Genomic DNA, 12,729 nt, shown 5'->3' with positions numbered 1-12,729 from the left:
ATCGCAAAAAGATGTAGTCCGCATATCTCACTAAAAAATAGAGGAAGCTATCCCTCTCCTTGATTATATTTCTTATTTTATAAAAATTTTAGTATATTAATACATATTAAAGAACAGCATTACTTTAAAAACCAAGGATAAAGTATGGCACTTAGCATATTAGAACGTCTGCTTATCATTTATGAGCGCTCCAACTTTAGCGTTTCACGTTTTGCGCAAATTATTGGTAAAGACAGACGCACACTCACTTCATGGATTGACAAAAGCGTGAACAAAGAGCCTTCAAAAGATGTGCTAGATAGTATTACGCATTTTTTCCGCTATCCCCAACGTATTTGGGATAAAGATTGCGATAATGAGGAGTTTTTCGCATTGCTAACACAGATTCCAAAAAGTGAGATTAGAATCATCGACAAAGGCTATGAAGGAAGTCTAGAGTATATTTTAGACAAAGAATCTAAGCGCCGCTTTGTGATACACCCGCGTTTCCCCTCCCCTGCTTATCGCGATAAAGTCGTTACCTTTCCTTATAAATTCGGGCATTCCGCACACGCCGCACATTTACGACAAATGCGCTACGAGCTAATGCTAGAACATAGCTTTGTAAGCACAGAGTGGTATAGTATAGAATCCTTGCTTCGCTTTGCATTCTCCCCCATTGGTAATATTTACAGCATTAAGGAGCGATTGGCTATTTTGGAGCTTATGCTGGAAAGCTTTGAGGATAACTACAATAAAAGTTTGTATTTGTTTGATTCGTATAGCACAAAAATCTTTGGCGTAGATACGATTTATCTCTCTTTGCACCCTAACGAATCCTTGATGTTTTTTAAAATGCCTATAGATTCTATGATTGTAGAGATTAGCAATAAACCCCTCGTGCATAGAATCCACAAGCATTTTACGTCCCCTTCACACGCCCCAAAGCACATTCCTAAAGACTATGCGCCGCAGATTCTTAAAATATGTATAGAATGCCTAGCTAATAAGCAAGATATGATAGCATTTTGCAAACTCATCGCGCACAATTCGCCCTATACGCCACTTTTTTTAAGCAGTATTGCTAAAGATATGCACCATCTCTTTGAGGCATAAGCCTAAGCAAGACAAATCACATTATTGTTAAAAGCAGCAATCAACCCATAGCTTAAAGATTATCTCTATGGATTATGCTTGTAGAATGATAGAATCTCACCCAAAGGAGCAAGATTCTATAAGAATTAGAATTGATAGTCAAAGGCAAAATATAAAATAGCCGGTATCTTGATGCTGTGCGTAACATCAAGGTTAGCATAAGTACCCCAGGGTTCTGTGGGGCGTGTGGCATTTGTAGAAGTAGAGGCAACCCACTTAACATAATCTATTGGCGAGAGTTTCACCCCTAGCTCCAAAGAAGCTTTTTGTGAGAGCTGTTTAATCACACCAAAATTCACAAAATAAGGCTGTGTAGTATGCTTGTCAAATTTTTTAATCAATGAAGCAAAATCGCCAAAGCTAAAGCCATAACCCCCACCGACAAACACTCCCCACGCATTAGGTTTATTGCTAAAAAGAGCATATAATCAATATTAGCAACCACTTGAGTATTTTACGCCTTATAGTCAATGGCTGTGTAGCTTCCAGAATGCAAGATGGCGTAGAATCTTAACCCTTGTCTTTGGCTAAACATAGCATTATAGCCCACACGTAAGCCATAGAGGAAGTCATAACTCGTTGTATTATCAATATCTTTACCTTCGTCTTCAGGGACTTGAAAATCAATGCCATAAAACCCGCCATAATAATGATTTTCTATCGTGTATCCATTAAGGCAGCTCCCAAGCATACCGCCAATAAATAAGCTACTCTCCTTCGCACCCAATGTGCCAACACACAACAAACTTAATAACATAAATATTTTTCATTCTCTCTCCTTATGTGAAATCTTATGCAAGAATCTTGCTAAGCCTTGCTGGTATGAGAGTACATCAAATTTGTTTTTTTTTTTTTGATTAAGAGGAGGCTAATATATGTCATCTTAGCCTATATTGTTACTACTTTACACATAAATAAGCTGCATTAGGGAATACGATGAGTTTTAGCAAAATATAGTATAAAGATTCTGTATCTGTTTGCTTACACTTTAGTATAAAAAATTGCACAAAGTGGAGATTTGACTTCACACGAAGCTACAATAGCAAAGGCGTAATAGAATAAGCCTAAAGGGTAGAGAGGTAATCTCTATTTTAGAATATTTTTCATTTTACTTAAATGAATTGGCTTACTCTTTTGTTCTCTAGATTGTTTTGAGTTTTGCAAACTCTCGCTAATGCAAAAAGAATGTATTAATCTTTATAATGATAAGCAGAAATAATCACCCCACAAGCCCACAAACAAAGAAAAAAGCAATAATCAATCAAAACAAATCGCTTTATAAATTATGAGAGAAAAAATATTTTACAAAACTTTAAGTTGCAAAACGTAATGATTAAACCATTTATTTCGTCATTTTTGGAATAGCAATAACTTTTTCTATGGAGGTCAATTATGAAAAAGATAGCTTTAGGTTTTTTAGTTCTAGGACTTACTTCATTAAGCGCAATAGAATCTGCGCAAAAAAGTGAGCAAAATATCAACTTAACACAAGAGGATATGAAAGCACTCTTCATATCCCATAATGTCAATGCTATTGTGCTAACCCAAGAGGAAATGCACAATACCCAAGGACAGGGCTTTCTTGCTTCTCTTGGTGTGGGATTTCTTGTTGATGGGCTACAATGGGGCTACAACTGCATTTTTAAGGGAAATTGTAACGATTGGTATGTAAGCGTTAGGCTTTAAGCTATGGGTAAAACCCTTTTTGTCTTCTTGCTTCTTGTAGGCAATGCTCTTGCCTACACCTGCAATACAAGTTATTATGATGATGACCGCCTAGGTATAGGTGCACATTATAGCAGCCTTAAAACTCCATTGTCTCAAGCGCACAACACAGGTGCTTATCTTTCTATATATTCTGGATATCATTGGCAAAGATTGTATTTGGCTGTTGATACTCTAGTGGGTTTTACACGTCCTATCTTTACATCTTATGCCGACTCTAGCACTCACAAAGAGAGTAAAGCCTATTTCTTTAGCTCTGTGGCAGCACATATTGGGTTAAAACTTGGCGAGAGAGATAGGCTCTTTTTTATTTATCTTGCACCACGAATTGAGGGCTATCGTTTTAACCAGTATGAAAAGGGAGGATTTACAGCGGGCTATGTATCTGTATGTCCTTCTCTATTTAATCGCACCACTCTTACAGAGCGTTTAGCATTTGAGGCAAATTTAGGCATAGCTCCATTTGTTGCTAGACGTTATATGGGTGAAGACTTTGAATCTATGGCACCTAGCCTTGATGGAAGCTATAGAATCGACGCTTCTATTGGGCTACTCTTCAAACGTAGTAGCCCTTATAGTAAGAGGACAGATTTTTATGTGCGTCTTAATGGCACATTACTCAATAATAAGTCCTATATACATTCCTCTTCTCTTACACAACCCGCAAGTAAGGATTATGCACTTATGCTAGAGTGCGGTATGGTGCTTGAAAATCTCTTCCGCTAATATCCTCCAAGGATAAGAGTTTAATTCACTTTCTCTTACCCATCCTGCCTTAAATTTTACAAGATTCCAAAGATTATAATCCACACTAGATTCTTAACACATATTCATCTTGCTGTGGGCTTAAGTGGAGGCGCACATTATATAGGGTACTTAGAGCAGATTCGCTTAAAATTGCTTTTGCGTCTCCAAAGGTCGCATTTGTAGAGCTATGAAAGCTATCATCGATTTTGTGGAGTAAAATTGCCTTATGTGAGAGAAATCGCGCGTGAGAGGGAAAATGTGTGTTTAAAATCACGCTTACGCCATTTTGGGAGCATTGCTTGAGAGTATCGCATATTGTCTTTTGATTGAAAAAATCAAGGTTAGATTCAGGCTCATCTAAAATCAATACGCGAGGCTTTTTGACTAACGCACGGGCGAAAAGCACCATTTGCAGCTCTCCGCCACTTAAGGCTAGGCACCACTTTTGCGCTAAATGAGATAGCTTCAGCTCATCTAACATCGCTAGAGAATCTTCAAAGTGCTTTGCCTTAGGCTTAATACCCACAAAAGGATTACACCCAAGAGCCACCATATCAAGCACTTTCATGTCAAAGCTATAAGTCTTTGCCTGTGGCACATAGGAGATAATCTTCCACATCTCCTTGTGTGTATAATGCCCTAAAGCCTTACCCATAAGCAGACTTTCCCCCGCGCTCCATTTGAGCAGCCCTACCATACATTTGAGCAATGTCGTCTTTCCCGCACCATTGCGCCCTAGAATGCTTAACACCTCTCCCTCCTGCAGAGTGCAGTTAATGTTTCTTAGAATCTCCTGCTTTTTGCCCTTGTAGATTCTATAAAATGAGGCATTATCAATCCTAAGCATATTATTAGCTCCTTTTACTTTTACGCAAGATGTAGATAAAAAATGGCGCACCAAAAAGCGAAGTAAGGATAGAGATGGGAATCTGTGAAGCAGACATCGTGCGCGAGAATGTATCCACCACGACTAAAAATAACGCCCCTATAAACAAACTCAAAGGCACAATCTTGCTTGTATCATTGCCTACTATAAGCCTTGCGATATGTGGCACAAGCAGCCCTACCCAGCCTATCACACCACATACACTAATCGCACAGGCAACAATCATCGTGCTTGCAAATATGCTTAAAACGCGCAAGAGAGGTAGATTCACACCTAGAGAAATCGCCTCATCATCTTGCAGCATTAAGAGATTAAGCTTCCAGCGCAAGATAAAAATTACGCCTATCCCCAGCATAATACCCACTAAACTCCATATCACATACGTATCTAGCGAAGTATCTAATGAGCCTAAAAGCCAATAAGTAATGCTAGGCAAAGTATCCTGCGGGTCAGCTACATATTTGCAAATGCCAATCAAGCTTTGAAACAACGCGCCGATGATAATCCCGCTTAGAATCATACTTGTAGTTTCATAGGGCATATTTTTGTTATAGCCTATCAGCACGACTAAGGCTAAAGAAGCTAAGCCAAAGATAAAGCCTACAAAGCTAATATAGCCTATACTTAACCCTAGCAGCAGCCCAAGCACCGCGCCAAAGCTCACTCCGCTTGTAACGCCCAAAATATCAGGCGTGGCTAGAGGATTCCTAAACAGACTTTGAAATGCCACTCCCGCCGCACTAAGCCCCGCTCCTATGACAATGGCTAAAATAATGCGAGGCAGACGAAAGGAGAAGATAATATTACTCTGTGTCTCATCGCCTTGTCCTACAAGGCAATATAGCACATCAATAAGGGAGATATTATATCGCCCCACACTTAAGCAAAAACTCCCCACAAGCGCAATAATAAGAATCCAGCCACTATATAACACCAAAGGCTTAACAAGATTCATTAGTAATTCCAAATATATTTCACAAATACATTTCTACCGGGCTCAACAAGCGGATTGGTAAGCGCGATATTATGATTTATGCTTTGCACCACCACAGGATTGCGGCCTATACTATCAAAGAGATTACTCACCCCTACTAAAAGCTCCATATCTTGCGCCCTCGCGCTAAAGCCCCCTAGCTTTAATCCCACATAGATATCACTCATCGTATAAGCCGTAGTCTTGCGCTCTTCACCCACATCTATGCGCGTTTTTGTTCCATAGGCTCTTTGCGTCCAGTGTAAATGCCATTTGCGGAAGTTTAAATCAAAAGAAACCTGCCCATAAAGTGGTGCAAGATAGGCAATAGGCTTTTTATCAGTGATATTTTGCCCATAGTTATACGCTCCTGCATAACGTATCACAAACACATCATCAAAAAAGCTATGTCTGCCCTCTAGCTCCGCTCCGGTGATATATGCTCGTCCCACATTCTCATAGCGATACAAATTTGTAACATTTGTAATGTTAGCATTTTGATAGGTGCTAAGGGTCAGCATATCTTGATAGTAAGTAAAGAATCCTATTAATGAGACAAAGTGATTATCACTTTGGATTCTAAAGCCAAATTCCGCGCTTTGTGAATACTCTGGTTTAATGAGCGGATTTGCTAATGTAAGCGAAGAGTTGCCTCCGGGAGTGGTTTGCATACGAGTGCCTGCGGCTGGGGCTTTGAAATTATGCGAGATATTGATCACATTGCTCACATAATCATTAAAAAATAGCACAGAGCCAAGCGCACCTGTGATTGCGCCATTGTGGATAATGCTATTTTCATCTAAGAGTTTTGCGGATTCTATATAACTAGCTTGATTGTTCCCTCCTGCAATCTGTGTATTTTCCGTGCTTGAGCGGGTTTTGGAAATAGTGCTTAGCACATAATCCCCGCGCAAAGAGGCAGAGAGTATCCAATTATTTGTCGCGCTATAATCATCTTTTGCAAAGATGGCAAAGTCTGTGCTGGTGCTGGGACGATTGGTCGTATTGGCAGCACCGCTCCCAAGATTAATCTGTCGCACTTGTGTGGGTGAGATAGCACTTTCAAACTCCACGCCATAAGCGAGACTATGCTTCCCTATCACACTATTATAGATAAGCCTTCCGCCAAAATAATTATTATCATAAACTTTTTGGTGGATATTTGCGCCATTATTAAATGCACTGCGATTATTCCAAATATCCGTATCCCAATGGCGATAGTACAAATAACTCTCCATAGAATCTGCAAAGCTTAGATTATAAGACTTCGCGCCAATGCGGAGATAATATTCACTTATAGGATTTTCGCTCATATAGATTCCATAAGAGCTTCCCGGAGCTGCGCCATAACCTCCTGCGCGATGAGATTCTATCCTTGTGATACGCCCTTGTGTGTAATAACGTGTGGCATTCTTTGTATAGCCGATGTTAAAATCTATGCCATAGTAGTTAAAAGATGAGTTTTTCGCCTTGTTGCTGCCATTTTCGGTGATGGGTGTGCTGTAATCACTCGCAGTCTTTGCTCCAAAGCCAATAAGCATATCCCAGCCTCCACCTCCGCCTAATATCTCTGCCCTCCCGCCAAAGAGATTATTCACACTACCATACTCTAAAGCGCGGATTCTCGCTGTGGCTTTGAAAGACTCGCCCCCGATATTGTAATTTGACGTGCGAGAGCGGAAGTTAATCACGCCATTTTGCGCATCACTCCCCCAAAGTGAGCTAGCCGCACCGCGCAAAACTTCTATACTCTCAAAAGCATAAGGATCTAGGGTATTAAACTCTAAAGTAGAGCGTCCAGAGAAGCGCACTCCATCAATCATTATGATGGAGCGTTGATTATTACTATTTTGCCCACGGAATGTAATCTGCCCATTAATCCCACCAGAGCGGGAATACAAAATGCTCGGGACATTTTCTAGCACACTTTGGATATTACCCGTGCTCGATTCTAGCAATGTATTGCTATCAACAATACTGATTTGCTTACTTTGAAACTCTAGTGGCAACTCACTTGAAGAGACTTGCGCCTTGATAACAGACTTTTCAAGTTTCACATTTTGTATATTTTCATTCTCATTACTGACTTTTGAATCTTGCATATTATTCTCTTGTGTAAAACCAAATGTGCAAAAAAGTAAAGTAGCATAGATATATGTAAAATTGGGAATTGTGGCTTTCATTATGCGTCCTTTTAAGTAAAAATTAAAATTAAGAGCGGTTATTGTATTGAAAAAGAAAAAAAAACGCAATAGAATTTCCAAGATTCTTAAAACAACACAAAAGGAGAAAAAATGGGTACGATGATAGATTCCTGTAATGCAGAGGAAAACCACAAATTAGAGGCTTTTTATCAACATAAAGAACTCAATGCTTTTGGCAAAATTGCCTATATTGACACAGGGAGCTTGAAAAGCCAAAGTTTGAGTAAGCATTTCTTGTATCGGCATATTTTAGAATATGTGAATCTCTATGAAGATTTTAAAGATATAAATTTGCTTGAGTTTTGCTCTATTGTGCTGCCTATGGGGATTGATGAATATTTTTTGAGCCTCTTTAGAGATAAGATTTTACATTATTTGCAGTCTGGTGGCGTGGTGCTGTCATTTATGAGCGATTTTGAGCGCATTTTACCCCATAGCAGTGGCTATATACAAAGTGCTATGCCTATCGTTAAGCGAGTGGTGAAGTTTGAGAAAAGCCAAAGTGCAAATATCATTTTTGAAGGTGTGAGGAAGTATGATATAAACTACCGCATGGGCGTTAAGGGCTTTTTCAATCGTGGGTATTTTGATGTGAGTGAGCTGCCTGATAGTATCGAGTGGATATTAAGCGATAATGAGGGGCGATGTGTGGGCTATATCGATGCAGATTCTACCAATGGCGTGATGCTCCTAACCGCAAATGCGGATTTGCTAAGCTTTGGGCTATTTGATAACACCACAGCAAGAAAAATGGGGCTCAATCTCCTCAAATGGCTTTTGCAAACCTTGCAAAAAAAGGACTACAAAGCCCTAAGGCAAAAGGCAACACAATATCCAAATAACGATGATGTATCACGCATTCCTGTAGAATCTTATCTTAACTTTAAAGCAGATAAAAGTAAGCAAAGCCTCTCACGCCCAGAGCTTAAAAATGCCATTATCACAGGCGGAGGCTCGTTCCATCGGTATTTTTTCAGTAATAAAAATGCAAAATACGCGCATTTCTTTAGCAAACGTTGTCATTTTTTGCATTTAGATTCACTCAATTTCAATGATTTTGATTACATCGTCCTTGCTTCAAGATTGAATGTAAAATACCTTAACCCGCATAAACAAAAATTTTTAGACTATCTGCAAAATGGAGGGCATATCATCTCTTTTGGGGAGATTATGGGGGATTATCTGCCTAATGTAATATGGAAAGATTATGAAGTGAATTTCTGGTGGTGGCTCATTAATGGGGCGAATATGCCCTTATATGCGCTTGATGTCAATGGAGAAAAAACAGAGGAGAAAACCACTCAAGGATTATTTAGCAAAATCCCTGTGAGTGTGGCGAAATGGCATTGCCACGGGGCATTCTACCCACCTCAAAATGCCCAAAAGATTCTCATAAATGAACTTGATGAGAGCATTATCTATAAAGATACTTCATTTAGGGGAAACTTATATATCACTTCACTTGATCCTGAATTTCACTTAGGGCAGGGCTTTATGCCTACAACAGAGCCGTTTTTTGACGCCTTTATGCAATGGGTGGAGGAAGATATTTTACGCACAAAAGGGAATCTATGAAGTTTATTGCATATCTTGCTGCTTTAATGCTTTGCGCGAGTGCGTGGGCGGCATATCCCTATACACATATAGATGACAAAGGCTATAAGACTACTATCGCTAAAAAGCCCTCACGTATTGTCATCGCTGGAGGTATGTGGCCCCTGCCCTCTGTGATTATGCTCTTAGAACATAGTGCTAAAAGCATTGTGTATATGCCAAAGGCAAGTAAAAACGCGCTAAAAGCGTCCTTTATGCTAGAGCTTTTCCCCCAAATCGCGCATATCAAAGATGGAGAGAATGAAAATATAGAGGAGCTATTGCTCTTAAAGCCTGATTTGTTTATCTGCCATAATGCAAACACAAAGCTATGTCAAGCGATGAAAAAAAGTGGGATTCCCACCATAGAGGTAAGTGTGAGCGCGTGGGGATATGACTCATATCAAAGCATTAAAGGTTGGCTCACGCTTCTTGCGCCTATTTTAGACAAGGAGGAGGTGGCGGGACGATTTTTAGACTATACGCAGGGGATTCAAAAGCGGCTTGATGAGGCATTACAAGGAGAAAAAAACAAGCCTAGAGCCTTAATCATTCATCATTTTGATAATTATCAATCGTTTTCAGCGGGTGGAATCTTCGCTAACTCTTTGTTGCAAAATAGCGGAGCGGAAAATGTTTTGCAGGATAAGGGCATTGTGAAAATGACGCTTGAAGAGGCATATAGGCTTAATCCTGATATTATCTATCTTAATAATTTTAATACACTTTTGCCAAGTGATTTGCTTAATAATCCCCTCTGGCAGCCACTTCTTGCAGTGCAGAATAAAAGGGTGTATAAATTCCCTCTTGGCTCTTATCGTCCCTTTGCTCCTAGCTTAGATTTGCCTATTGTTTTATTATGGCTCTATCAGCATAATTACCCGCAATATGCAGATAACAAGGCACTTTTAGCCCAAACGCAGCAATTTTATAAAGATATTTTTGCCATCTCGCTTACACAAAGGCAAGCAGAAGCCATATTCACGCCTAAAAAGGCTGCTGGGGAGATAAAATAGTCTCCTCATAAGTATAGAAATTATGGAGATTGAAGCAAATTACTCGTATCAATCTCAAAATCAAAAAACTCGGATTCAAAATTACTATTGGCTATCTTATCATAATGCTGCACAGCAGCCTTCATATTTTTACCCTCTTGATAGAGTAAGCCCAAAGCATAACGTGCCTCAAAATTCGTAGCAGATTCTATCTTAGCAAGTTGCAACAATGCTACAGCATTCTCGTGGCGATTTGCCCCCATTGCAGCGATAGCAGCTAAAAAGCGCGTTTGAGAATCTACTTCGTGTAAATCGTCAAGCAATGAGTTATAAATCGCAAAGGCTTTTTCAAAATCATTACTATAAATATAAGATAAGCCCAAAGCCTGCAAAATACCATTACTCGTTTGTGTCTCTGCTATAACCTTTGCTTCTAATTCTTCTTGGACAGAGTGTAAAGAGCCTGTTACAAATCCGACATAAATATAAAGCTCCCTTGCAAGCGAGGGTCCATAATAAATAGAGCGCATATCTAATTTTTTTTCCTTATATATTGCATTCATTTGCAATGCGACATCTTTAAGATTTACACGAAATCGCTTACCTAGCTCATACATTGTATTCGCCACAACATCATTTGTATAGATTCTTTTCAAATATTCAAACGCACCCACCACCTGCTTTTCATTCATAGCATAAATACCATAAACTGCCTGAAGTGCGTAATAGATAGGTTTGCGCTCATAGGGGGCTTGCTTTTGCAAATCACTAAGCCAATCAAGCGAATCAAGGGGTGAATCGCTTGTATAGCGAAAGAGGGAGAGCAAAAATTGATATTCAACTTTATTAGTAACGTTCATATCTGCCATATCTGCTAAATCGCTAGAGATTGAATGACTTAAGCGCGTGGTATCTCTATAAGTAAGCTCTGCACACATAAGTGCAAAAATCCCCGCGATAAGATTATTTGAATCCAAATGATAAGCACGAATAAAATGCAAATATGCATTGTCAAAATCACTCATTTGTGCATAGAGCAGCCCCACATTATAATGCAAAACAGAGTGATTAGGATAGGTTTTGAGCGAAGATTCCATAGATTTGAGGCTTTGACGTATATCTTGCCGTAGCGCTAACGTGCGTAAATCTTGAGCAATTGAGCGATTAATCTGTGAGACTTTCTGCCCCTCTTGCAATGTGCTTTTAGCATTTTGAATATTATTTGCGTGAGCATTAAGATTTCCATCATCTATAATATCAAGTGCCTTTTGCGCATCAAAAACCAAAAAGGGCGCATAATAAAACAAAATCTTATAACCTAGGATTTTATTATGCTCAAAGCGACGATTCCAAAAATTCTCTTGAGCGAGATTAATATCAAACAAATCATCGCGTAACTTTACCTTAATAGGATAGACATCAAACACCTTTGCGTCTTCCTCTTTTGCATTTAATCTATCCAAAATGAGTGCGCTCTCTTTGTAATTATTGTTTTTGAGTTCAATAAGCTGCAATGCCATTAACGCCTGTGGATCGCCTGCGTGTGAGGCAAGATACTCATAGAGATATTGCCGCGCTTGAGTGTATTCCCCAAGTCGCGCGTGTAAAAGTGCAATAGCAAAATTATCATCTTTATTCGCTACTTGCTTGAGTTGAGCAAGGGCATTATACTCATCACCAAAAATCAAAAATACCTCTGCAGCCATCTTTTTACTCTCATTTACATAACTTTTGCTGCTTGGGTTCAAAAAGGGTGAGAGGGATTCAAAATAGAATCCTTTGTAATATTCCAATAAGCCATACAAATAGGAGTAAAGGGGTTGATTAGCCACATAGAACAAATAGCTTGAGCTAATGCCTAAATAATATTCATACAAATTCATATTACCAAGCATATATGCGCTATATGCCGCATTAAAGGCGCTCACGCTAATGTCTTCTCCCACGTGAATAGCCCCATCAAATGAACGAATAGCCTGCTGATAATCCCCCTCTTTAAGCTTAATCACACCTAGGTTATAATATGCAATAGATTGTGAATACACAGCAATATTTTCAAACAAATGCAATGCCTCTAGCTTATCACCCTGCTCATAGAGAATATTTGCCTTTTTAATCATATTGCCTAGTTCCGCTCCATCGACTTCGGGACGCTTTTGCTCACTAAGGATAGGTGCTGGCTGAATAATCTTGCGTGAGATATTCTCTACATCTTGGGCTTTCTTAGGTGAACTTACGAGTATCAAAACGATGAGTAAAATAAGAAGAATAACTACCAACGCCCCAATAGCAATAAGCCCAAACAGCATTATTTTATTATTTTTTATCTCATCAATAAATGGCTGAAATTTCGTGTTTAAGTTTGTAAGTAAGCCTGTAGCTTTTGCTTGGGCTGGGTCATTGGCATTAGAATCTGGGGCATTATTGTTTTCTGTCCCATCATCAAGATTGATTACTTCATCTGCCATAACA

Annotated in this window: 11 protein-coding genes; 5 read left to right on the top strand and 6 right to left on the bottom strand. The window is 39.2% G+C overall.

Annotation, left to right across the window (positions count from 1 at the left end; genetic code table 11):
* Positions 1-144: 144 nt before the first annotated feature.
* The gene (locus V3I05_RS08065; RefSeq protein WP_300446197.1) at positions 145-1,095 is read left to right on the top strand and encodes a hypothetical protein; all 951 of its coding nucleotides are present in this window, start codon (positions 145-147) and stop codon (positions 1,093-1,095) included.
* 125 nt (positions 1,096-1,220) lie between these two features.
* On the opposite strand, the gene V3I05_RS08060 is transcribed toward V3I05_RS08065, so the two are convergent.
* Entirely contained in the window at positions 1,221-1,523 is a 303-nt protein-coding gene (locus tag V3I05_RS08060) for a hypothetical protein (protein ID WP_343353278.1), read from the bottom strand.
* Positions 1,524-1,588: 65 nt separating this feature from the next.
* Positions 1,589-1,891 (bottom strand): hypothetical protein, encoded by a 303-nt coding sequence (locus tag V3I05_RS08055; RefSeq protein ID WP_300449490.1) that lies wholly within the window; start codon positions 1,889-1,891, stop codon positions 1,589-1,591.
* Positions 1,892-2,526: 635 nt separating this feature from the next.
* On the opposite strand from V3I05_RS08055, the gene V3I05_RS08050 reads away from it, so the two are divergent.
* Positions 2,527-2,820: a hypothetical protein gene (locus tag V3I05_RS08050; protein ID WP_343353277.1), complete on the top strand. Its 294-nt coding sequence runs from the start codon at positions 2,527-2,529 to the stop codon at positions 2,818-2,820.
* Between the two features lie 3 nt (positions 2,821-2,823).
* The gene (locus V3I05_RS08045) at positions 2,824-3,585 is read left to right on the top strand and encodes a hypothetical protein (protein ID WP_343353276.1); all 762 of its coding nucleotides are present in this window, start codon (positions 2,824-2,826) and stop codon (positions 3,583-3,585) included.
* 85 nt (positions 3,586-3,670) lie between these two features.
* Here the strand turns inward: V3I05_RS08045 and V3I05_RS08040 are convergent, their stop codons facing one another.
* From V3I05_RS08040 to V3I05_RS08030, 3 genes are read right to left on the bottom strand one after another with little or no spacing between them, the layout of a single operon-like run.
* Complete coding sequence (locus V3I05_RS08040) at positions 3,671-4,453, bottom strand: ABC transporter ATP-binding protein (RefSeq protein ID WP_343353275.1); 783 nt, start codon at positions 4,451-4,453, stop codon at positions 3,671-3,673.
* A 4-nt stretch (positions 4,454-4,457) separates the two neighbouring features.
* Positions 4,458-5,447 carry an iron ABC transporter permease gene (locus tag V3I05_RS08035; RefSeq protein WP_343353273.1) on the bottom strand — a complete coding sequence of 330 codons (990 nt, stop codon included), beginning with the start codon at positions 5,445-5,447 and terminating at the stop codon, positions 4,458-4,460.
* A complete protein-coding gene (locus tag V3I05_RS08030; protein WP_343353272.1) occupies positions 5,447-7,648 on the bottom strand; it encodes a TonB-dependent receptor in 2,202 nt (733 codons plus the stop codon). Before V3I05_RS08030 ends, V3I05_RS08035 begins: the two co-directional genes overlap by 1 nt.
* 111 nt (positions 7,649-7,759) lie before the next feature.
* On the opposite strand from V3I05_RS08030, the gene V3I05_RS08025 reads away from it, so the two are divergent.
* Positions 7,760-9,244 carry a hypothetical protein gene (locus V3I05_RS08025; protein ID WP_343353270.1) on the top strand — a complete coding sequence of 495 codons (1,485 nt, stop codon included), beginning with the start codon at positions 7,760-7,762 and terminating at the stop codon, positions 9,242-9,244.
* Positions 9,241-10,278 carry an ABC transporter substrate-binding protein gene (locus tag V3I05_RS08020; protein ID WP_300742420.1) on the top strand — a complete coding sequence of 346 codons (1,038 nt, stop codon included), beginning with the start codon at positions 9,241-9,243 and terminating at the stop codon, positions 10,276-10,278. The genes V3I05_RS08025 and V3I05_RS08020 overlap by 4 nt, the downstream gene beginning before the upstream one ends.
* Before the next feature lie 20 nt (positions 10,279-10,298).
* On the opposite strand, the gene V3I05_RS08015 is transcribed toward V3I05_RS08020, so the two are convergent.
* Entirely contained in the window at positions 10,299-12,725 is a 2,427-nt protein-coding gene (locus tag V3I05_RS08015) for a tetratricopeptide repeat protein (protein WP_300446175.1), read from the bottom strand.
* Between the last annotated feature and the right edge of the window lie 4 nt (positions 12,726-12,729).

This window comes from Helicobacter mastomyrinus (genome assembly GCF_039555295.1).
Lineage (GTDB): Bacteria > Campylobacterota > Campylobacteria > Campylobacterales > Helicobacteraceae > Helicobacter_C > Helicobacter_C mastomyrinus.
Note: the sequence above shows the minus strand (reverse complement) of the source record. Positions and strands in the feature narration are given on the sequence as shown.